This window comes from Mesobacillus boroniphilus JCM 21738 (assembly GCF_000517385.1).
Taxonomy (GTDB): Bacteria; Bacillota; Bacilli; order Bacillales; family Cytobacillaceae; genus Mesobacillus; species Mesobacillus boroniphilus.
On sequence record NZ_BAUW01000002.1, the window covers coordinates 64,969 to 86,786 of the forward strand.

19 protein-coding genes and 5 pseudogenes are annotated in these 21,818 nt (G+C 41.9%); all 24 read left to right on the top strand.

Features of this window, described 5'->3' with window-relative positions:
• Nucleotides 1-3: 3 nt before the first annotated feature.
• The 24 genes and pseudogenes from fliR (at nt 4) to rseP (ending at nt 21,795) form a co-directional block, all read left to right on the top strand.
• Nucleotides 4-780: a flagellar biosynthetic protein FliR gene (gene fliR / locus JCM21738_RS01250; RefSeq protein WP_023614878.1), complete on the top strand. Its 777-nt coding sequence runs from the start codon at nt 4-6 to the stop codon at nt 778-780.
• On the top strand, nt 781-1,866 hold the full coding sequence (gene flhB, locus JCM21738_RS01255) for a flagellar biosynthesis protein FlhB (protein WP_023614877.1): 1,086 nt from the start codon (nt 781-783) through the stop codon (nt 1,864-1,866). It begins immediately after the preceding gene.
• Nucleotides 1,867-1,903: 37 nt separating this feature from the next.
• Nucleotides 1,904-3,939: pseudogene (flhA, locus tag JCM21738_RS01260) on the top strand (flagellar biosynthesis protein FlhA).
• Nucleotides 3,936-5,111, top strand: a complete 1,176-nt coding sequence (gene flhF, locus JCM21738_RS01265; RefSeq protein ID WP_023614875.1) for a flagellar biosynthesis GTPase FlhF — start codon at nt 3,936-3,938, stop codon at nt 5,109-5,111. Before flhA ends, flhF begins: the two are co-directional and overlap by 4 nt.
• Nucleotides 5,104-5,808 carry a MinD/ParA family protein gene (locus JCM21738_RS01270; protein WP_243462828.1) on the top strand — a complete coding sequence of 235 codons (705 nt, stop codon included), beginning with the start codon at nt 5,104-5,106 and terminating at the stop codon, nt 5,806-5,808. The genes flhF and JCM21738_RS01270 overlap by 8 nt, the downstream gene beginning before the upstream one ends.
• A complete protein-coding gene (locus JCM21738_RS24975; RefSeq protein ID WP_243462829.1) occupies nt 5,805-5,969 on the top strand; it encodes a hypothetical protein in 165 nt (54 codons plus the stop codon). Before JCM21738_RS01270 ends, JCM21738_RS24975 begins: the two co-directional genes overlap by 4 nt.
• 7 nt (nt 5,970-5,976) lie before the next feature.
• On the top strand, nt 5,977-7,065 hold the full coding sequence (locus JCM21738_RS01275; RefSeq protein ID WP_023614873.1) for a protein-glutamate methylesterase/protein-glutamine glutaminase: 1,089 nt from the start codon (nt 5,977-5,979) through the stop codon (nt 7,063-7,065).
• Between the two features lie 19 nt (nt 7,066-7,084).
• Complete coding sequence (locus tag JCM21738_RS01280; protein WP_023614872.1) at nt 7,085-9,142, top strand: chemotaxis protein CheA; 2,058 nt, start codon at nt 7,085-7,087, stop codon at nt 9,140-9,142.
• 39 nt (nt 9,143-9,181) lie between these two features.
• Nucleotides 9,182-9,643: a chemotaxis protein CheW gene (locus tag JCM21738_RS01285; protein ID WP_031307880.1), complete on the top strand. Its 462-nt coding sequence runs from the start codon at nt 9,182-9,184 to the stop codon at nt 9,641-9,643.
• Nucleotides 9,644-9,660: 17 nt separating this feature from the next.
• Nucleotides 9,661-10,281 carry a chemotaxis protein CheC gene (locus JCM21738_RS01290; protein WP_035208736.1) on the top strand — a complete coding sequence of 207 codons (621 nt, stop codon included), beginning with the start codon at nt 9,661-9,663 and terminating at the stop codon, nt 10,279-10,281.
• Nucleotides 10,282-10,293: 12 nt separating this feature from the next.
• A complete protein-coding gene (locus JCM21738_RS01295) occupies nt 10,294-10,791 on the top strand; it encodes a chemotaxis protein CheD (RefSeq protein ID WP_023614869.1) in 498 nt (165 codons plus the stop codon).
• Between the two features lie 61 nt (nt 10,792-10,852).
• Nucleotides 10,853-11,614: a FliA/WhiG family RNA polymerase sigma factor gene (locus tag JCM21738_RS01300; RefSeq protein WP_023614868.1), complete on the top strand. Its 762-nt coding sequence runs from the start codon at nt 10,853-10,855 to the stop codon at nt 11,612-11,614.
• 19 nt (nt 11,615-11,633) lie between these two features.
• On the top strand, nt 11,634-13,016 hold the full coding sequence (locus JCM21738_RS01305; RefSeq protein WP_023614867.1) for a flagellar assembly protein A: 1,383 nt from the start codon (nt 11,634-11,636) through the stop codon (nt 13,014-13,016).
• A 1-nt stretch (nt 13,017) separates the two neighbouring features.
• Complete coding sequence (locus JCM21738_RS01310; RefSeq protein WP_243462830.1) at nt 13,018-13,332, top strand: hypothetical protein; 315 nt, start codon at nt 13,018-13,020, stop codon at nt 13,330-13,332.
• A 9-nt stretch (nt 13,333-13,341) separates the two neighbouring features.
• Entirely contained in the window at nt 13,342-13,617 is a 276-nt protein-coding gene (locus JCM21738_RS01315; protein WP_052019530.1) for a hypothetical protein, read from the top strand.
• 212 nt (nt 13,618-13,829) lie between these two features.
• Nucleotides 13,830-13,925: pseudogene (locus JCM21738_RS27830) on the top strand (DUF6115 domain-containing protein); the annotation flags it as partial.
• A 144-nt stretch (nt 13,926-14,069) separates the two neighbouring features.
• Nucleotides 14,070-14,780 (top strand): 30S ribosomal protein S2, encoded by a 711-nt coding sequence (gene rpsB / locus JCM21738_RS01325; protein ID WP_023614864.1) that lies wholly within the window; start codon nt 14,070-14,072, stop codon nt 14,778-14,780.
• 149 nt (nt 14,781-14,929) lie between these two features.
• On the top strand, nt 14,930-15,814 hold the full coding sequence (tsf, locus tag JCM21738_RS01330) for a translation elongation factor Ts (protein ID WP_023614863.1): 885 nt from the start codon (nt 14,930-14,932) through the stop codon (nt 15,812-15,814).
• Between the two features lie 129 nt (nt 15,815-15,943).
• Nucleotides 15,944-16,669, top strand: a complete 726-nt coding sequence (gene pyrH, locus JCM21738_RS01335; protein ID WP_023614862.1) for a UMP kinase — start codon at nt 15,944-15,946, stop codon at nt 16,667-16,669.
• Nucleotides 16,669-17,226 carry a ribosome recycling factor gene (gene frr, locus JCM21738_RS01340; protein WP_023614861.1) on the top strand — a complete coding sequence of 186 codons (558 nt, stop codon included), beginning with the start codon at nt 16,669-16,671 and terminating at the stop codon, nt 17,224-17,226. The genes pyrH and frr overlap by 1 nt, the downstream gene beginning before the upstream one ends.
• A gap of 422 nt (nt 17,227-17,648) precedes the next feature.
• Nucleotides 17,649-18,424: pseudogene (gene uppS, locus JCM21738_RS01345) on the top strand (undecaprenyl pyrophosphate synthase).
• A 19-nt stretch (nt 18,425-18,443) separates the two neighbouring features.
• A pseudogene (locus tag JCM21738_RS01350) lies at nt 18,444-19,232 on the top strand (phosphatidate cytidylyltransferase).
• Between the two features lie 108 nt (nt 19,233-19,340).
• Nucleotides 19,341-20,481, top strand: a pseudogene (gene dxr / locus JCM21738_RS01355) (1-deoxy-D-xylulose-5-phosphate reductoisomerase).
• Between the two features lie 51 nt (nt 20,482-20,532).
• Nucleotides 20,533-21,795 (top strand): RIP metalloprotease RseP, encoded by a 1,263-nt coding sequence (gene rseP / locus JCM21738_RS01360; protein WP_023614857.1) that lies wholly within the window; start codon nt 20,533-20,535, stop codon nt 21,793-21,795.
• Nucleotides 21,796-21,818: the final 23 nt, after the last annotated feature.

The window sequence follows — 21,818 nt, forward strand, 5'->3', positions numbered from 1 at the left end:
GAGATGCTAGATTTTATTCCATCGTTTCCGGCATTCCTGCTGATTTTTGTTAGGGTGACGTCCTTTTTCTTGATGATGCCTTTATTTTCATATCGGACGATACCTGCATCACATAAAGTAGGGCTTGGATTCATGCTTTCTATCATCATGTTCACAGCAATAGGAGCTCCAGAAATCGCAATAGATAGCACATATTTCATGCTGGTCATCAAAGAGGCAATGGTTGGGTTAATCATAGGCTTCATTGCGGCGTTAATGATGGCTGCCATCCAGATTGCCGGGGGACTCATTGATTTTCAGATGGGGTTTGCGATTGCGAATGTTATCGATCCACAAACAGGGGCACAAAGTCCTCTGATGGGACAGTACTTGTATATAATCTCTCTGTTGTTTTTGCTGACCGTCAATGGCCATCATTTGCTGCTGGATGGAATTTTTTACAGTTATAATTTCATCCCGATCGATCAGGTATTGATTCCATTTGGGAATTCGAACATTGCCGAATTCATCATCCTTTCATTCAATAAAATGTTCATCATTGCCTTCCAGATGTCCATGCCTGTCGTCGGCAGTCTGTTCCTCGTCGATGTAGCACTGGGGATTACAGCGAGGACTGTGCCGCAATTGAATATTTTCGTTGTTGGGATTCCGGTTAAAATAGGTGTCAGTTTTCTTATCATGTTTGCAGTTATGGGCGTCCTGATGATGGTGGTAACAGATCTCTTTTCCACTACCCTTCTTACAATGAGAGGATTGATGGAATTGATCGGGGGAGCTTAAATGGATTTTTTGACATTAGACCTGCAGTTTTTTGCTGGCGAAAAAACAGAAAAAGCGACTCCTAAAAAAAGGCAGGATGCCCGAAAAAAAGGGCAGGTTGCCAAAAGTCAGGATGTCAATACAGCTATTGTCCTCCTTGCTGTCTTTTTGTTCTTAATGTTTTTTGGCAGTGTGATGATGGAGAGACTTATCGGAATTCTTCGCCATTCCCTGCAAAACTATATGTTGATGGATTTGACGGCGAACAACATTGAATCCATAGTAATTGAAATTTTGGGTGAACTGGTCATTTTCCTTGGCCCGGTCATGATCATTGCGTTGATCGCAGGGATGGCTGCCAACTACATCCAGGTTGGCTATATGTTTTCTACTGAAGCAATACAAATGAAACTTGAAAAAATTAATCCGATCAGCGGCTTCAAGAGGATTTTTTCCATGAGGGCAATCGTTGAATTGCTAAAATCAATTCTCAAAATCACCTTCGTAGGAGTGATTGCATTCTCAGTCCTGTGGCTGAGATTGGACGAAGTACTGCTGCTCGCTAATAAGAGTGTTGGTGCTGCAATTGCCACTATTGCCGGGCTGACGCTCCAAATGGGCCTTTTTGCTTCCGGAGCATTGCTATTTTTATCATTATTGGACTATCTGTACCAAAAATATGATTATGAGAAAAGTATCCGCATGTCAAAGCAAGACTTGAAAGATGAGTATAAAAATATCGAAGGTGACCCTCTGATCAAGTCGAAAATCAAACAGAAGCAAAGAGAGATGGCAATGCGGCGGATGATGCAAGAAGTCCCAAAAGCGGATGTAGTCATTACAAACCCGACCCATTTTGCGATTGCGTTAAAGTATGACGAACAGAAGTCTGATGCCCCCATTGTTTTAGCAAAAGGTGTCGATTTTGTCGCACAGAAGATTAAATTGATTGCCAAGGAAAATGATATTATTTCTGTCGAGAACCGTCCGCTGGCAAGGGCTTTATACAGCCAGGCTGAAATCGGTGATGCCATTCCTGAGGAATTTTTCAAAACGGTGGCAGAAATCCTGGCCTATGTGTATCAAACAAAAAATAAAGTGCTGTAATTCTTAGGTATGCAGTGTTTAGGAGGAGAGAAGTACAATGTCAGCAAGAGACCTGTCCGTCCTGCTTAGTGTCATATTAATCGTAGCCATGTTGATCATTCCTTTTCCGCCATGGCTATTAAGTGTACTAATCATGGTAAACATCTCAATTGCACTTCTGGTGCTGTTGAACACAATGAATATGACCGAGCCGCTCCAGTTTTCTGTTTTTCCTTCACTGCTGCTGTTGTTAACTTTATTCAGGCTAGGACTGAATGTATCAACAACACGATCGATTTTGTCAAAAGGTGAAGCTGGAGGGGTGGTTGAAACATTCGGTACCTTCGTTGTCGGAGGGAATGTTGTTGTCGGGATGGTTGTATTCCTGATCTTGATCATTATCCAATTCATTGTCATCACGAAAGGTTCAGAGCGTGTTTCAGAGGTTGCTGCAAGGTTTACCCTTGATGCGATGCCAGGTAAGCAAATGAGTATCGATGCTGATTTGAATGCCGGGATGATCTCTGAGCAGCAAGCGCGGGAACGACGCGAAAAAGTAAGCCGTGAAGCCGATTTTTACGGTGCGATGGACGGTGCGAGTAAATTCGTAAAAGGAGATGCGATAGCGGGAATCATCATCGTTCTGATCAACTTGATCTTCGGGATTGTCATCGGTATGACTCAATTAGGGTTAAGCATTGGAGATTCAGCTGAGAAATTTTCGCTATTGACAGTAGGAGATGGGATTGTCAGTCAAATACCGGCACTGCTGATTTCAACAGCGACGGGTATAGTGGTTACTCGTGCTGCGTCTGACGGAAATCTTGGAATTGATATTACCTCACAGTTACTTGCTTATCCTAAAATGCTATATGTTGGAGCAGCAACGATTTTCCTGTTAGGGCTGTTTACGCCAATTCACGATATGCTTACGATTCCAATCGCGGCACTGATGGCTATAGGCGGGTACTCTTTCTCCCGTGTTCCAGAGCAGGATAAGCAGCAGCTGCAGGAAATGGAAGAAGACATTCAGATGGACGAGATGAAAAGTCCTGAAAGTGTTGTCAATCTATTGAATGTTGATCCGATTGAGTTTGAATTTGGTTATGGCTTGATCCCCCTCGCAGACGCTAACCAGGGAGGAGACCTTCTTGACCGGATTGTCATGATCAGAAGGCAACTGGCCATTGAGCTGGGACTGGTCATTCCCGTGGTCAGGATCCGGGACAATATCCAGCTCCAGCCGAATGAATACAGACTGAAAATCAAGGGGAATGAAATGGCCAGGGGAGAATTGCTTCTCGATCATTATCTGGCAATGAGTCCTGGTATAGATGATGACTCAATTGAAGGAATCGATACAATCGAACCAAGTTTTGGATTGCCTGCTAAATGGATCACAGAAGAAATGAAGGAACAGGCTGAAATCTTTGGTTACACCGTTGTCGATCCTCCTTCAGTTGTGTCGACCCATATTACCGAAGTGATCAAGCTAATGCACACGAACTGCTGGGAAGACAGGAAACGAAGCAGTTGATCGATCATCTTCGTGAAAGCTATCCAATCCTTGTCGAGGAAGCAACACCTAATCCATTATCCATTGGTGAAATTCAAAAAGTACTTGGCAAGCTGCTTAAGGAGAATGTATCAATCAGGAATTTGCCGATTATCTTCGAAACACTTGCAGATTACGGAAAAGTAACAACAGATACAGACATCCTTGCTGAATACGTGCGCCAGGCACTCGCAAGGCAAATTACGAACCAGTATTCACGAAATGGAGAAACCCTGAAGGTTATAACACTATCAGGACGAGTAGAAAAGGTTATAGCGGAAGGTGTACAGCAAACTGAGCACGGTAACTACTTATCTCTTGACCCGGCAGTTTCTCAAGGGATACTGGAATCTGTGGCAAACCAGGTAGAGCAATTGAGCATAATGGAGCAAACACCGATCATATTATGCTCACCTGCGGTCAGGATGTATGTGCGCCAATTGACGGAAAGGTATTTTGCACAGATTCCTGTATTGTCTTATAACGAACTTGAAGCAAATGTTGAAGTCCAAAGTGTCGGAGTGGTGAATGTAGAATGAAAGTGAAAAAGTTTACAGCTTCATCCATGCCGGAAGCAATGAAACTAGTCAGAGGGGAACTGGGAAGTGATGCAGTAATCTTGAATTCTCGTGTCGTCCATACAGGAGGGTTCATGGGGCTTTTTAAGAAAAATAGCATTGAGGTAATTGCCGCCATTGACCCAGACACTGAAGGAAGTCCCAATCCTGACATTATGGATAAGCCAAATAAATATAAGCCGTCCGTAAAAAATGATGAATCTAAAAAGGATGCACAAACTGTAAGGATGAATCCTATAACGGAAACACCACGAAAAGCTGACAAGGATCTTCTAAAAGAAATTTCACAGCTTAAGGAAATGTTAAAGGGAACTGGTAAATCCGAAGGAGTCTCTTTGCCAGAACCAGTGAGCAAGCAAATCCAATGCTTGAGAGATCAGGAAGTCGACCATGAGATCATTGATGAACTGGCTGCGGTCCTTCTTGAAAAGTGGTACCTTGGCGGATCGAAAGCAAGTGATGAGGAAATTACCGAATGGATTGGCACAGCTATTGGATCCAGGCTTTCTCCACTTACATTTGAAGGTGTTTCTTTTGAAAAGAAATTTGTCAATGTGATTGGACCGACTGGCGTAGGGAAAACGACAACGCTGGCAAAGGTTGCTGCTGAATGTGTATTGAAGCACCAGAAAAAGGTGGCTTTTATTACGACAGACACCTATCGAATTGCGGCAATTGAGCAGTTGAAAACATATGCAAAAATCCTCGATGTCCCAATCGAAGTTTGTTACAACCTGGATGATTTCAAGGCTGCAACAGATAAATTCTCGGACTATGACCTTGTCTTTATTGATACAGCCGGACGGAATTTCAGGAATCAAAAATATGTAAACGATTTGAAAAATGTGATTGATTTTGGCAAGAACATGGAAACCTACCTTGTCCTCGCTTTGACGGCAAAACAAAAAGATATGGAAGACATCCGCAAGCAATTTTCGCTGATCCATATTGATCAATTCATTTTTACTAAATTGGATGAAACGGCGGTTTACGGGTCGATGCTAAATATGGCAATAAAGTTCTCGACAGGAATTGCCTATTTGACCAATGGACAAGATGTGCCAGATGATCTGATTGAGGCAAATCCTGAAATGATAGCAAATACTATTCTTGGAGCAAGCACCTATGAATGACCAGGCAGAAAAATTAAGAAACCGTCTTAAAATGGATACTCCAGTGAAGGAAGCGAAAACACTTGCAGTGGTCAGCGGTAAGGGTGGAGTCGGCAAATCGAATTTTTCACTTAACTTCTCAATTTCTCTGGCCCAAAAGGGCTTCAAGGTATTGCTGTTTGATCTTGATATTGGAATGGGGAATATCGAGATTTTAATGGGTAAAAATTCTTCCCTCTCCATTGCCGATTTCCTTTCGGGCAAATCATCGATGGAGGAAGTTATTTTTCAAGGGCCGCATGGCGTTGAATATATTTCAGGCGGTACAGGTTTAAGCCAGCTGGTCAGGATGGATCGTGATAGCGTTGAATATTTTACTTCGAGCTTAAGTGAAGTACTAAGGAAGTATGATTATCTTATTTTTGATATGGGAGCAGGATTGAACGAAGAAACTTTATCAATCCTGCTGTCTGTCAACGAAATATTCGTAATCACTACGACTGAACCAACTTCATTGATGGATGCATACGCCACCATGAAATACATCCATCTTGCAGATTCAGAATCGCCTTTCTATTTAGTGGTCAACAGGGCGGGTTCTGCTAAGGAGGGCAATGACACGATGACAAGGCTCGAAGATGTTCTCGTTAAATTTTTGGGCAGGACGCTACCAAGCTTGGGATACTGCCAGATGATAAAACAGTCCAGGAAGCTGTGAAACGCCAAATACCTTTTACAATGTTCAATGAAAGGTCACAAGCTTCTAAAGGAATGGCAGCGATTATCGAAAAATATATCAATAAAGAGAGCTACAATGCCGAAAAGAGAGATAACAGGAGTTTTACAGCAAGATTGAAGCAATTCCTTTTCGAAAGGTAGTGGTCGAGTGGCAAAAATTAGAGTTCTCATCGTAGATGATTCGGCTTTCATGCGTAAGCTGATCAATGACTTTCTATCAGAACATCCAGAAATTGATGTTATTGGCACGGCTCGTAACGGAGAGGATGCCATTAAAAAATGGCGGGAATTACGTCCTGACGTCATCACACTTGATGTCGAGATGCCGAAATTAAATGGGTTAGAAGTTCTGAAGATGATTATGCAAGAACAACCGCTTCCGGTTGTCATGCTTTCAAGCACCACAAAAGAAGGCGCAGACACTACTCTGCAGGCGATTCAAGCGGGGGCTGTAGATTTTGTTGCAAAGCCATCGGGGTCCATTTCTATTGATTTACATAAAATTAAAACGGAGTTAATCCAGAAAGTTTTATCTGCCAGTAAAGCTAACTTATCTAAAATAAACTTTCCTGAAGACTCCAAATTTTTTGGAAAGAAACAGAACAGTTCAATAGATTCAGAGTTAAATGCAGCTGGACCTGTAATAACCAGGGGATTTACCCGTGAATCCAAAAAGATTGTCTGCATAGGAACATCTACCGGGGGCCCGAGGGCATTACAGCAGGTTTTAACTTCATTGCCAAAAGATTTTGATGTACCTGTACTTGTCGTCCAGCATATGCCTCCAGGTTTTACAAAGTCCCTTGCCAATCGACTGGATTCCTTAAGCCAGATCAGAGTCAAAGAAGCGGAAGAAGGGGAGCTTTTACAAAAAGGGACGGCTTATATAGCTCCTGGTGGATTCCATATGGAGGTTAAGCATTTAGGATTGACGCTGGCAGTCAGCCTTACCCTATCACCGCCGCGAAATGGCCATCGACCTTCTGTTGATGTGATGTTCGAGTCCATCAGTAGAGTTAAGAACTACTCTAAAATCGCTGTTATCATGACAGGAATGGGTTCAGATGGTTCCAAAGGACTGGTAGAGATGAAAAAAAGCGGAACTGTTAAAGCGATTGCCGAATCGCAGGATACATCAATCGTTTTCGGGATGCCGAAAGCAGCGATTGCAACGAATATGGTTGATGTGGTAGCGAATGTAGAAAACATCGCTCAATCAATCATGAATAATATTTGAGGCCGGAGGTGCTGAGCACATGGAATTGAATCAATATCTTGAAGTCTTTATTGAAGAAAGTAAAGAACATTTACAGGCCTGCAATGAACAGCTGTTGGAATTAGAGAAGAACCCCCAGGATTTATCGATCATAAATGAAATTTTCAGGTCAGCCCATACCCTTAAAGGGATGTCAGCGACAATGGGTTACGAGGATCTGGCAAGCCTTACTCATCAAATGGAAAATGTATTGGATGCAATACGGAATAACAGATTGATAACAACACCTGAAATTGTCGATGTTATTTTCATGGCTGTCGACCACCTGGAAGATATGGTTCAGTTGATCGCGTCCGGTGGCGATGGCAAAAAGGACGTTACTGAAACAGTGGAAAAGTTGAAATTAATTGAAAAGGGGGAACCGCTCTCAGGTTCTGCCAGGAATGAGGCAGTTGCTACAGCAGTTATAGAAGCAGGTCAACAATCCCACTATGATGAATTTGAATGGACCGTGTTAAAGCAGTCCAAAGAACAAGGATTCGGTGTATATGAAATTGCCATCGCTCTGCGCGAAGATTGCTTACTGAAAGCCGCCCGTGTCTATATGGTTTTTGAGGTACTGGAGAAGATCGGGGAAGTAATCAAAGCGAATCCATCAGTAGAGCAGCTGGAGGATGAACAATTCGACCATGAATTTACTGTAACAATTGTCTCAAAAGATGATCCAGAGCATATTAAAGGCAAGATCATGAAGGTGTCTGAAGTTGTCAAAACTGACTTAAGATCCTTAGAGTTTGATGAAGAAATTAATGAAGCAACTATTGAAGCTTTGGATAATTCAAAAGCTCCAGGTGAATCCAAATCTCCTGTCCGTGAAAAATCAGAATCAATTGCATCTGAAGTTTCTCCGGTTATTGATAAAAAAGGCAGTGTCAAACAGCAAAGTAATAGCAGCAAAACGATAAGGGTAAACATTGAACGTCTTGATATTTTAATGAATTTATTCGAAGAGCTTGTAATCGACCGCGGCAGATTAGAGCAAATTTCCAAAGACCTTGATAATGGTGAACTTACAGAAACGGTCGAAAGGATGTCCAGGATCTCCGGTGACCTGCAAAATATCATTCTGAATATGCGGATGGTCCAGGTAGAAACGGTATTCAACCGCTTCCCGAGAATGATTCGTCAGTTATCGAGAGACTTAAATAAGAAAATCAATCTCGAAATCGTTGGTGCCGAAACAGAATTGGATCGTACCGTAATTGATGAAATTGGCGATCCGCTTGTACATTTATTGAGAAACTCTGTTGACCATGGCATTGAATCACCTGAAGTGCGCAGGGCAAAGGGCAAGAATGAAGAGGGTACTGTGGTGCTTCGTGCTTTCCACAGCGGCAATCATGTATTCATTGAAATTGAAGATGATGGTGCTGGAATCAATAGGGATAAAGTTTTAAAGAAAGCAATCAGCAAGGGCATCATTACCGAACAATCCGCTGCTGGCTTTACTGATAAACAGGCGTATGAATTAATTCTTTCATCTGGCTTCTCTACCGCTGAAACAATATCAGATATTTCCGGACGCGGGGTAGGGTTGGATGTTGTAAAGAATACGATCGAGTCATTGGGAGGATCAATCTCTATCGATTCAAAGGAAAATGAGGGAACTATTTTCTCGATTCAGCTTCCGCTGACACTATCGATCATTTCTGTAATGTTAGTCGAAATCCAGAAAGAAAAATTCGCTATTCCTTTGTCTTCAATCATTGAGACAGCCATAATCAAAGACTCTGACATCATGAATGCGCATAATCAAAAGGTGATTGATTTTAGAGGCAAGGTCGTGCCGCTGCTGTTCTTAAAGGATATCTTTAAGGTTCCGTCAGAGCAAGTTGATGATCAATTCCACTCTGTCATTATCGTTCGAAAAGGAGATAAAATGGCTGGTTTGATTGTAGATTCATTCATCGGCCAGCAGGAAGTAGTCCTTAAATCACTAGGGAATTATTTAACGAATGTATTTGCGATTTCCGGAGCTACGATCCTTGGAGATGGACAAGTAGCTTTGATTGTGGATTGCAATGCCTTAATTAAATAGAATCCTGCTTAATGCAATGACGATGATATTTTAGGAGTGATGAAAATGGCTGAAAATCTGGTTTCAGACTTGAAAGTAATCGTGTTCCAGCTGAATGATAAAGAGTATGGTGTTCCAGTAAGCCAGGTGAAATCTATTGAAAAAATCATGCATATCACAAGGGTCCCTCACACAAATCCTTTTATAAAAGGGGTAATGAACCTTCGAGGCGTAGTGACTCCGCTTTTGGATTTGCGTGTCAGGTTTGGCATGGGGGAACAAGCATACAACGAAGGTACTCGTGTAATCATTGTTTCAATGGAAGATAAAGAAGTTGGCTTGATTGTAGACGGCGCAAATGATGTCATTGATATCCCAACAAGCGCAATTGAACCACCGCCTGAAGTCGTGGGTTTAGCAGCTGAAGGTTTTATTGATGGAGTAGCCAATCTGGATAAGAGGTTATTGATATTAATAGACTTGAACAAAATCCTTGAGTCCGACGAAGTTAAAGCTTTGTAATTGAAGGGAATATAACTATGACTTTTCTAAAAAGCATTTCGGACATTCACCTTGATATATTAAAAGAGGTAGGAAATATTGGGGCAGGACATGCTGCAACGGCTTTATCAACTTTATTGAATAAAAAAATTGATATGAAAGTGCCCAGTGTCAGGATCGTATCCTTTGACGAAGTGATGGACCTCGCCGGTGGACCCGACAATGTGGTAGCAAGCGTTTTTCTACGGATAGAGGGCGATGCTCCAGGGAGCATGTTCTTTATCCTCCCGCTTCCACAGGCGGAGAAATATATCGGCCAACTTACAAAAAACCAATCATTCTCGTTTTCCGATGAAGAAGATAATGAACTGGCATTGTCAGCTCTCCAGGAATTAGGCAATATTTTATCAGGGTCTTATTTAACTTCTCTTTCGGATTTTACGAAACTGAGCCTGTATCCTTCGGTTCCGGCTTTAAGTATAGATATGGTAGGAGCAGTTATCAGTTTCGGACTGCTGGAATTGTCTCAGGTGAGTGATTATGCAATCGTGATCGATACGGCTTTGGATGAAGAAGAAGCTCAGTTGCCTGACAGTGTGAATGGCCATTTCTTTCTATTGCCAGACCCGGATTCGTTCCATATCATTTTTCTGCACTAGGAGTAAGGGTTGATGCATAAAACAGCAGAAATCATCAAAGTTGGCATTGCTGATATGAATATCGTTAAGGTTCCGGATTTAATACGGACTACGGGTCTTGGTTCTTGTGTTGGTGTGGTATTGTATGATCAGGCAAGGGATATCGCTGGTATGGCACATATTATGCTGCCAGATTCATCATTATCCCGAGCGGAGCCGCTGAATAAAGCCAAATTCGCTAATACTGCCATTAAGGAACTGCTGAATTCCTTGATAAAAATAGGAGCAAGATCTTCGGGATTAAAGGCGAAGATTGCTGGCGGCGCGCAAATGTTCCAGTTTTCAGGAAACAGCGACATGATGAGAATTGGACCAAGGAATGTAGAAGCAGTTTTACAGGAATTGAAGGAACTCAGGATTCCGGTTATAGCCCAGGATGTAGGCGGGAATAGCGGAAGGACAATTGAGTTCGACCCTAAAACCGGTTTGTTGCAAATCAGGACTGTTAATAAAGGGAATAGTGAAATTTAATGGAAGTTGCTTATGTAATAGCTTCAAAGAATAATGCGTAATGCGCGTGAGGAGGATTACAATGGTACGAGGATCCACTTCGGAAGAACAGGTAACATGGGATAAATGGATACAGTTCCGTGATCCGGATGCAGGTAATTTGCTGATAAAAAAATATATGCCACTTGTTTCCTACCATGTGCAAAGAATTTCAGTAAGTCTTCCGAAAAGTGTGTCTAGAGATGATCTAAAAAGTCTGGGAATGATTGGGTTATATGATGCTCTAGAAAAATTCGATCCAAACAGAGATTTGAAATTTGATACATATTCTTCATTTCGAATCCGCGGAGCGATTTTAGATGGATTAAGAAAGGAAGACTGGCTTCCAAGAAGTACCCGGGAAAAAGCCAAAAAAATTGATGCAGCGATCGAGCGGCTTGAACAGCGATTTATGAGAAATGCGACGATTGAAGAAATTGCCAGCGAACTGAACATGGATGAAGCAGAAATTTACACAACAATAAATGAACATTTCTTTGCGAATGTACTTTCCATAGATGAGCATCCAAGTGAAAATGATGAACGTGATAACCAGTCATTTGTGATCAAGGATGAAAAAGCTGAAATTCCTGAAGATAAACTTATTAAGTCTGAATTGCTGGATGAGATAGCTGAAAAAGTTTCAAAATTAAATGATAAAGAACAACTCGTATTGAGTTTGTTTTATAAAGAAGAATTAACATTAACAGAGATCGGACAAGTCATGAACCTATCTACATCGAGAATCTCACAAATTCATTCTAAAGCGATATTTAAACTGAGAAAATGGTTAGAGACAGCTTAACAGAAGGCGGGAGATCAACTTGGCGACGGAATATAAGGTGAAGTTATCACATGACAGGCTTACAGCAGAATTGATTCTGGATATCCGAAGTGAAGAAAAGGCTTATTCTGTAGACGAATTAATGAATATTTTAAAAGAAGAAAAGATCGTATTCGGGGTAAAGCTGGATGTTGTAGCGAAAATCTCAGAAGATCCTAATTCTATCGAGTATCCGATTACTATTGCTGCAGGAGAACCAAAAGTGGATGGTGAAGATTCATATTTGCGGAACGAACTCCAACAAAATCATCCTGATGACCATAAAGTCTTTAATTTTCGTGCTGTCATCCATATTCCCTCAGTTAGAAAGGGGCAGTTGTTGGCATCTATAGTCCCGCCAACGATTGGCCGGCATGGGACAGATGTCACTGGAAAGACCATTCCCGCCAAGCCCGGACGTCCCCTTAGGGTGAAGCCAGGGAATAATGTGGTTCTTGAATCCGGACAGTTCTTTGCAGCATGTGATGGGCAGGTCAGCATTACTCAAATATCAATCTCGGTCAATCCTGTATTCGAAGTCAAAGGTGATCTTGATTTACGGACAGGGAATATTGAATTTGTGGGAAACATCTCCATTAGAGGGAATGTGCCTAGCGGATATGAGTTGAAAGCTGGTGGAGATATCATTGTGGATGGCCTTGTTGAAGCAGCCAACCTCCTTTCAGAAGGCAATATCATCATCAAGGGTGGTGTAGCCGGAGCGATGAAGGGTAAGGTGTCAGCGGGGGGAAGTGTACTTGCGAATTACCTGAACCAGGCCAATGTAATAGCAGGACAGGATATTATCGTGAAGTCCTCCATACTGCATAGTAAACTTACTGCTGCAGGTAATATTGAATGCCGTACAGGAACAATCATCGGGGGGACAATCTCTGCTGGCCGAAATATTTCTGTCAAGGAATTAGGCAATGAGCTTTTTACCAAAACCGAATTAGCCGTTGGCTGGGATCCTTTACTGAAAAAAGCTGAGCTCGAAACTCTCCAATCAATTGAAACAGCAAAAGCCAATATTAGAAAACTCACTGAGATAGAAGTGAAACTTGCTGAAATTGGCAATCGGTCAGGTGCACTTACTTCTGAACAAAAACAGACGATTGCGAAACAGCGAAATACAAGGCGGAATGTTGAAGCAGGTTTAGCTGAATTGCTGTCTGAACTCGAGTTTTTACAAATTGAAAAACAGGATAGACTACACTCATCCTTGTTTGTATTTGACAAAGTATTCCCGAATACAAAGGTGTTTTTCGGAAAGTATGCCTTCTTGACGAACCAGGTTTACAAGAAAGTTAGTTTCCATCTCGATAATAGTGAGATTTCAATATCTCCAATCATTGATACAGCAAGTCCACTAGTTAGGAAGTGACATGATGAGCCTCAAAGCAATCGAAATGCAGATTGCGCTTCCGAGGACACATGATGCCGGCAAGATTCAGGAACAACTTCAGCAGCGGGGACAGCATCTTCAGGAGCATGCGGCACAAAGTGTGACAAAGGAAGATGATTTAAAGCGCAAGACAGTGGTTAAAAATAACCAAAAGCAAGAAGCCCGCCTGAATCAGGAGGGAAGCCATTCAGGCCACCAGGAGCAAAATGGCAGGGGAGATAAAAGGAACAAGAATGACCAGCCTGCAAAGCACCACCACCCTTATAAAGGGAAGGTGATTGATTACAGCGGATAGAGGGATGTTATGACCACTTTTTTACTACTTTTAAGCCTCATTTTAAACGGTGCAGCAATCTTCGCAATTATCCTATTATATTTACGTCAAAATCGGCTTGTAGAAGCAGAGAAAAAACAGGAAAAAATCATCAAAGAAATTGAAGAGGTATTTTCAGCTTATCTCTTTGAATTAAAAGAGGAAAATGATAAGTTTCTCGAATTGATGACAAAAACTAGAGTTGAAAAACAACCTGGCGATAAAGACACGTCTGCCTCGAGGCGTCAGATATGGAGCAGGAAATAGGCTCCGATCATATAACACAGCAAAAACAGCCGAATCGGCTGGGCAAAGGCATTGCCTACCATGCTGCAAGAAAGGCGTACCAGCAAAACCATGAACCAGTATCAACTGATTTGCATTTGGCTGAGAATGATATAATTGCAGTGGATTCACAGGAAAATAACGTTGAATTAAAACAATTAAGTTTTATTGACCAGGTTCTGAACATGAAAAAACAGGGATTGACAATTGAAGAAATTGCCCGGGACCTGGATAAAGGGAAAACAGAAATAGAACTTTTGCTTAAATTTCGGCAAAAAACACAAGAATAACTTGAATGTCAGTTTTATTTATGCTATATTATTTCATGGTGTTAATACACACGTTCATTGATTCGGCCAGAGGGTGCTGTTTCGTCAGTTCCTGGCTGAAGATGATTTGAGCGGAGGAAATCAAAACCATTAGGAGGAAACACAATGTCAGTAATTTCTATGAAGCAACTGCTTGAAGCTGGTGTACACTTCGGTCACCAGACTCGCCGTTGGAACCCTAAGATGAAGAAATATATCTTCACTGAGCGTAACGGCATCTACATCATCGACCTTCAAAAGACTGTTAAGAAGGTTGAAGAAGCATACAACTACGTGAAAGAGCTAGCTGGTAATGGCGGTACTGTTCTTTTCGTAGGTACTAAGAAACAAGCTCAAGATTCTGTTAAAGAAGAAGCAGCTCGTTCTGGCATGTACTATGTTAACCAACGCTGGTTGGGTGGAACTCTAACTAACTTCGAAACAATCCAAAAGCGCATCTCTCGTCTTAAGAATATCGAAAGAATGTCTGAAGACGGAACTTTTGAAGTTCTTCCTAAGAAAGAAGTAGTTCAATTGAAGAAAGAGCAAGAGCGTTTAGAAAAGTTCTTGGGCGGAATCAAGGACATGAAGGGCCTTCCAGATGCTCTTTTCATCATTGACCCGCGCAAAGAGCGCATCGCTGTTGCTGAAGCACGCAAATTGAACATTCCTATCGTTGGAATTGTTGATACAAACTGTGATCCAGACGAAATCGATGTAGTTATCCCTGCGAACGATGACGCGATCCGCGCTGTTAAATTGTTAACTTCTAAAATGGCTGACGCTATTATCGAAGCTAAGCAAGGTGAAGAAACTGCAGAAGCTGTAGAAGCTTAATTTAAAATAAGGTGATATAGGGAAGCACCCTTTATCACCTTTTTTTAAGACTTATATTCCAAATAAATCCCAGTGGGGTTTATATTGGCGAAATCAAGTTAAAATAAAGTATAGTTACATATAACCAAGATTTTAGGAGGAATTTCATTATGGCAATTACTGCACAAATGGTAAAAGAATTACGCGAAAAAACTGGCGCAGGTATGATGGATTGCAAAAAAGCACTTCAGGAAACAAATGGTGATATGGACCAGGCGATCGATTTCCTTCGTGAAAAAGGTATTGCGAAAGCTGCTAAGAAAGCTGACCGCATCGCTGCTGAAGGTACAACTTACATCCTTGCAGAGGACAATGAAGCTGTAATCCTCGAAGTGAACTCTGAAACAGACTTCGTAGCAAAGAATGAAGGTTTCCAGGTACTAGTTAAGGAAATCGCTGAGCACCTGCTAAAGAACAAGCCGGCATCTGTTGAAGAAGCTAACGCTCAAACAATGGTAAATGGCGAAACAGTAGAAACTCGCATCAACAATGCAATTGCTAAAATCGGTGAGAAGCTTTCACTTCGCCGCTTCGAAGTAAAAACTAAGACTGATAGCGATGCATTCGGTGCTTACCTTCACATGGGCGGTCGAATTGGCGTTCTTACAGTTCTTGAAGGAACAACAGACGAAGCTGCTGCTAAAGATGTTTCCATGCACATCGCTGCATTGAACCCTAAATATGTATCACGTGACGAAGTATCTCAAGAAGAAGTTGAGCATGAGCGTCAAATCCTTACACAACAAGCTCTCAACGAAGGCAAGCCGGAAAATATCGTTGCTAAAATGGTTGAAGGCCGCCTAAGCAAATATTTCGAAGATGTTTGTGTTCTTGACCAGCCATTCGTTAAGAACCCTGATCAAAAAGTACGCCAGTTTGTTGAATCAAAGGGCGGAACAATTCGCGAGTTTACTCGTTACGAAGTAGGCGAAGGCATCGAAAAGCGTGAAGATAACTTTGCTGAAGAAGTAATGAACCAAGTGAACAAGAAATAATTTTTACTAGACTATGTAATTGCAGGGAACACTCTTGTGTTCCCTGTTTTTGGACATAGCTTTAATGCGGCTTTTACTTAAGCATACCATTGCCTTTGAGAGGCCTTAAATTACATATGGAGGTACCCTATGACGAGCCCTAAATACAAAAGAGTTGTTTTAAAGTTAAGTGGAGAAGCATTAGCCGGAGAACAAGGATTTGGCATCAATCCGTCGGTTATCAAAAATGTTGCAGACCAGGTGAAGGAGATTGCGGAACTAGATGTGGAGGTCGCTGTTGTAGTAGGCGGAGGAAATATCTGGAGAGGCAAAATCGGTGAAGAAATGGGAATGGACAGAGCGACGGCAGACTACATGGGCATGCTCGCTACCGTCATGAATTCCCTGTCTTTACAGGACAGCCTGGAACAAGCGGGAATCGAGACAAGGGTTCAAACTTCCATCGAAATGCGCCAGGTTGCAGAGCCGTACATCAGAAGAAGGGCAATCAGACACCTGGAGAAGAAGCGCGTCGTCATTTTTGCAGCCGGAACAGGAAATCCGTACTTCTCAACGGATACGACAGCTGCATTGCGTGCTGCCGAGATCGAAGCAGATGTAATCCTTATGGCAAAGAATAATGTTGATGGCGTTTATTCTGCAGATCCGCGTGTTGATAAAAACGCAACGAAATATGATGAACTTTCATACCTGGATGTGTTGAAGGAAGGTCTTGCTGTCATGGATTCAACAGCTTCTTCCCTGTGTATGGACAATGATATCCCGTTAATTGTATTCTCTGTTATGGAAAAAGGTAATATTAAACGAGCAGTAATGGGTGAAACAATCGGAACAATCGTGAGGGGGAAACACTAATGCCAAAACAAGCAATTGCTAATGCAAAAGAAAGAATGTCAAAAGCAATCCAAGCTTATACCCGCGAACTTGCCAGTATCCGAGCAGGAAGAGCAAGCGCCTCTCTATTAGACAGAGTACAAGTGGATTATTATGGAGCACCAACTCCAGTCAATCAACTTGCTGGTATTTCTGTACCGGAAGCGCGTCTTTTGGTTATCCAGCCATATGATAAGACAATCCTTGGTGAAATTGAAAAAGCAATCTTAAAGTCTGATCTTGGACTGAATCCTTCAAACGATGGATCAATCATCAGAATCGCAATTCCTCAGCTAACTGAAGAGCGACGCAAGGAGCTTGCAAAGCAAGTTAAAAAGGAAGCTGAAGAAGCGAAGATCGCTATCCGTAATATTCGTCGCGATGGCAACGAAGATCTGAAGAAGCTAGAGAAAAATGGAGAAATCACAGAAGATGACCTCCGTGGATACTCTGACGATATTCAAAAGCTAACGGATGAACATATCACAAAAATCGATCAGATTACAAAAGACAAAGAAAAAGAAATCATGGAAGTGTAAGGCTTCTAATGCAGTCAACATCGAAAACCCTCTGTTTTCCAGGGGGTTTTTTTTCTATACATATACAGCGTTAATAAAAGTTTTAGAAAACAAAGAGTTTACGAAAACAGCCTGAATGATAGAATATAATAATATTGGCTGGTGTATTCTGTTTTACTGGAAAACAACATATTCTGTATATAAGGCTCCTTGTGTTTAGGAGCAGGCCGGTATTGTAGAATATTAAGATGCAGTCCAACGGTTTATAGAGATATCTTTTTTCTTTTTTGGTATGATAGTGGCATATGGAATTGAAAGAGAGAAGAAAAGGATCGCTTTTAATGAGCAGTCCGGCTTCAGCGCCAAACGAATGCCAGGCATAGTCAGCGCCTGGATGTATGACTCATTGGAGCTAAAGATAATCTTTTGGGGGAGCTGTCTCAATGTTAAATAAAATGAATCCGTGGAAGAAGGATCAAAATCCTTCCAGTTTCGGTGATCGCGTACTTCAAATTAAAGACCATGAAGTCCCTTCCCATGTTGCCATTATCATGGATGGTAATGGGCGCTGGGCCAAAAAACGCGCTTTGCCCCGGGTTGCTGGCCATCATGAAGGCATGAAGGTTGTCCGCAAAATAACCAAGCTGGCCAATGAGCTTGGTGTTAAGGCACTAACTGTCTATGCTTTCTCTACTGAAAACTGGAAAAGGCCCAAAATGGAAGTTGATTTCCTGATGAAGCTGCCAGAAGAATTCCTTGGCACTTTCCTTCCTGAATTAATAGAAGAAAATGTCCGTGTTGAAATGATTGGATATATGGATGAACTTCCAGAGCATACGAAAAGGGCAGTTGGAAAAGCGATGGAAGATACAAAGAATAATACCGGCCTTGTCCTGAACTTTGCCCTTAACTATGGCAGTCGGGCAGAAATCATTGACGGTGTTAAAAGAGTCATGGATGATGTTAAAAATGGTAATATTACGAGAGTGAGCTGAACGAGGAAGTCTTCTCTTCTTATCTCATGACAAAGAATTTGGATGATCCTGACCTGTTAATCAGGACAAGTGGTGAAATCCGCTTAAGCAATTTTATGCTTTGGCAGCTGGCATACACTGAGTTCTGGTTTACTGATGTATTGTGGCCGGATTTTGATGAAGAACATTTTGTCGAAGCAATTGAAGCATTCCAGGGCCGACAACGGCGTTTTGGAGGAGTATAAAGAAGGTGTGAATAATTAGATGAAGCAGAGAGTCATTACAGCAGTCATAGCAGCGGCTGTTTTTCTTCCAATCGTTATTTTGGGAGGCTGGCCATTCATTGCAATGGTTTACCTAATAGCTTCCGTAGCTTTATATGAAGCACTCAAGATGAAGCAATTAAAGCTCTTCTCCGTTCCGGGGATCCTTTCTTTGTTATTATTATGGATTTTCTTGATTCCCGATCAATATAGTGGCTTTCTCAATGAAATAGATTATACAAAACTGGATTTTTTTCTTTCTTGGAGTTCTTTTATTTCTGACGTATACGGTCATAACTAAAAATCGCTTCACTTTTGAGGAAGTTGCTTTTTCAATCATGTCTACACTTTATGTCGGACTTGGTTTTATTTCTTCATTGAAACTAGAGAATCTGGCCTAATATATGTATTTTATTCGCTATTCATAATATGGGCTACCGATTCAGGAGCCTATTTTATCGGACGGGCAATTGGCAAACATAAGCTTTGGCCAGAAATCAGTCCGAACAAGACAACAGAAGGCTTTTTTGGAGGAATAGTTTCTGCACTTATAGTAGCCGTGCTGTTCAGCGTGTTGGGAGATATGAAAGTACCGACATTAATCCTGCTTATGGCGACAGCATTTTTGTCTGTGTTTGGCCAAATAGGAGACCTTGTTGAGTCAGCACTAAAACGACATTACAATGTTAAGGATTCAGGGAACATTCTTCCGGGCCATGGAGGCATGCTTGACCGCTTTGACAGCCTGTTGTTTGTCTGGCCATTAATTCATTTATTCCATTTGTTATAATGGAGCCGTCAAGGTTGTTATTCATAGGTCAAAAACTGATAAAACCACTGAATTTTGATTATACCGGGTACATACCGTTTCCCGTTAGAGATATTAGGAGTGAAATTTGTGAAAAGAATCAGTTTGTTAGGAGCGACAGGATCGATTGGAATCCAAACGCTTGATGTTATTAGGGAGCACCCTGAGGAGTTCAAGCTAGTATCAATGTCTGCTGGCAGGAACGTGGAACTTACCAGGAAAATTATATCTGAATTTTTGCCAGAACTGGTTTCTGTGCAAGAGAAAGACGATGCTGAACGGTTAAAGTCAGATTTTCCACAGGTGAAGATTGTATACGGACAAGAGGGACTCAAAGAAGCAGCAGTTTTTCATAAGTCGGATATACTGGTAAATGCAGTTCTTGGAAGTGTTGGGTTAAACCCGACGCTAGAGGCAATCAGATCCGGAAAGACGATTGCGATTGCGAATAAGGAAACGCTTGTCACTGCTGGCCATATCGTGATGGAAGAGGCAAAGCGTCATAACGTGCCGATCCTTCCAGTTGACAGTGAGCACTCTGCGATTTTTCAGGCCTTGCAGGGTGAAAAAGAAAAAAATATTGAGAGACTGATACTCACGGCATCGAGGAAGCTTCAGAGATAAGACCAGGGAAGAACTTCAGGGCGTTACCAAAGCAGATGCATTGAACCACCCTAACTGGTCGATGGGAGCAAAAATTACGATTGATTCCGCATCGATGATGAATAAAGGATTAGAAGTCATAGAGGCGCATTGGCTATTCTCTCTCCCTTATGAAGATATTTCTGTCATCCTCCATCGCGAAAGTATCATTCATTCGATGGTAGAATTCCATGACACGAGTATTATGGCCCAATTAGGAACACCAGATATGAAAGTGCCAATTCAATACGCTCTTACATACCCAGACAGGCTTCCGATAGTTTCGGGAAAAAGACTGAATTTGGCGGAAGTTGGCCGTCTTCACTTTACAGAAATGGATTTCGACCGGTTTCGCTGCCTGAAGTTTGCTTATGAAGCTGGTCGGGCGGGTGGCACAATGCCTGCGGTAATGAATGCAGCTAATGAAGCAGCGGTAGCCGCCTTTTTGGACGACAGAATCACTTTCCTTCAAATTGAAGACTTGATAGATAGAGCATTGGAAAACCATAGCATCATAGAAAATCCTGACCTTGAAACGATTCAAGAGGTTGACAAAGAGACAAGAAGGTATGTAAAGTCACTACTATAAATTTAAGTCTCAAGAGTGGATTCTTATCCTATTAAAAGGTGGTTAGAAAATTTGAATACAGTTATTGCCTTTATCGTCATTTTTGGCGCCCTGGTATTCTTTCATGAACTTGGGCACTTGATTTTCGCCAAACGAGCAGGTATTCTCTGCCGTGAATTTGCAATTGGATTTGGTCCAAAGGTCTTTTCTTTCAAGAAAAATGAAACGACTTATACCATCCGCCTCCTTCCAATCGGAGGGTTTGTCAGAATGGCTGGCGAAGATCCTGAAATGATTGAGATCAAGCCAGGGCATAGAATAGGATTGCTTTTTAACAAGAGTGAAGAAGTTCAAAAAATCATTCTGAATAATAAGGAAAAGTATCCTGATTCACGTATAGTTGAAGTGGAAAGAGCCGACATTGAACGCGAACTTTTTATTAAAGGTTATGAAGAAGGGGAGGACGACAGCAAGCTGACAACCTTCCCAATCAGTAAAACAGCGGTTCTTGTCGAGAACGGGGTAGAGACCCAGATTGCACCATTTGACCGGCAATTCGGTTCCAAAACGCTCGGACAAAGAACAATGGCAATCTTCGCTGGGCCGATGATGAATTTCATCTTGGCAATGGTCATTTTCATCATCCTTGCTTTGTTCCAGGGAATCCCTTCGAACGAACCTGAGTTAGGTAAGCTTACTCCAGATGGAAGTGCGCTCAAGGCAGGACTTCAAGAAGGGGATGTTGTCAACAGCATTGAAGGATCAGAAGTCTCGACCTGGCAGGATGTTGTTGAAATTATCCGCAAAAACCCAGGAAATGAACTGAACTTCTCGATTGTACGTGATGGAGAGAGTATGGAGGTTCCGGTTACACCAGTGACACAAGATGTTGAAGGGGAGAAAATCGGATTGATCGGTGTATACAACCCGGTGGAAAAATCACCGCTAAAGTCACTTACCTACGGTGTGAAGGAAACTTATTTCTGGACAATAGAAATATTCTCAATGCTAGGGAAATTGTTGACCGGCCAATTTTCGATAGATGCATTATCAGGACCGGTGGGCATTTATGTCTCAACTGACACGGTTGCCAAATCCGGTATCTTCTATCTTATGAAATGGGCCGCGATCTTAAGCATCAACCTGGGAATCATGAATCTCCTGCCATTCCCGGCACTTGATGGCGGCAGGTTGACCTTCTTTGCGGTTGAAGCGCTAAGAGGAAAACCAATCGACAAACAAAAGGAAGGAATGGTCCACTTTGTTGGCTTTGCATTATTAATGCTGCTGATGCTGGTGGTCACCTGGAATGATATTCAAAGATTCTTCTTGTAAGTAATCATATTCGTCGTTGGCAA

Excerpts from the sequence above, each read along its gene's own strand:
- fliR (WP_023614878.1), top strand. The coding sequence starts at position 4 with ATGCTAGATTTTATTCCATCGTTTCCGGCATTCCTGCTGATTTTTGTT.
- flhB (WP_023614877.1), top strand. The coding sequence starts at position 781 with ATGGATTTTTTGACATTAGACCTGCAGTTTTTTGCTGGCGAAAAAACA.
- flhF (WP_023614875.1), top strand. The coding sequence starts at position 3,936 with ATGAAAGTGAAAAAGTTTACAGCTTCATCCATGCCGGAAGCAATGAAA.
- JCM21738_RS01270 (WP_243462828.1), top strand. The coding sequence starts at position 5,104 with ATGAATGACCAGGCAGAAAAATTAAGAAACCGTCTTAAAATGGATACT.
- JCM21738_RS01280 (WP_023614872.1), top strand. The coding sequence starts at position 7,085 with ATGGAATTGAATCAATATCTTGAAGTCTTTATTGAAGAAAGTAAAGAA.
- JCM21738_RS01285 (WP_031307880.1), top strand. The coding sequence starts at position 9,182 with ATGAAAATGGCTGAAAATCTGGTTTCAGACTTGAAAGTAATCGTGTTC.
- JCM21738_RS01290 (WP_035208736.1), top strand. The coding sequence starts at position 9,661 with ATGACTTTTCTAAAAAGCATTTCGGACATTCACCTTGATATATTAAAA.
- JCM21738_RS01295 (WP_023614869.1), top strand. The coding sequence starts at position 10,294 with ATGCATAAAACAGCAGAAATCATCAAAGTTGGCATTGCTGATATGAAT.
- JCM21738_RS01300 (WP_023614868.1), top strand. The coding sequence starts at position 10,853 with ATGGTACGAGGATCCACTTCGGAAGAACAGGTAACATGGGATAAATGG.
- JCM21738_RS01310 (WP_243462830.1), top strand. The coding sequence starts at position 13,018 with ATGATGAGCCTCAAAGCAATCGAAATGCAGATTGCGCTTCCGAGGACA.
- JCM21738_RS01315 (WP_052019530.1), top strand. The coding sequence starts at position 13,342 with ATGACCACTTTTTTACTACTTTTAAGCCTCATTTTAAACGGTGCAGCA.
- rpsB (WP_023614864.1), top strand. The coding sequence starts at position 14,070 with ATGTCAGTAATTTCTATGAAGCAACTGCTTGAAGCTGGTGTACACTTC.
- tsf (WP_023614863.1), top strand. The coding sequence starts at position 14,930 with ATGGCAATTACTGCACAAATGGTAAAAGAATTACGCGAAAAAACTGGC.
- pyrH (WP_023614862.1), top strand. The coding sequence starts at position 15,944 with ATGACGAGCCCTAAATACAAAAGAGTTGTTTTAAAGTTAAGTGGAGAA.
- frr (WP_023614861.1), top strand. The coding sequence starts at position 16,669 with ATGCCAAAACAAGCAATTGCTAATGCAAAAGAAAGAATGTCAAAAGCA.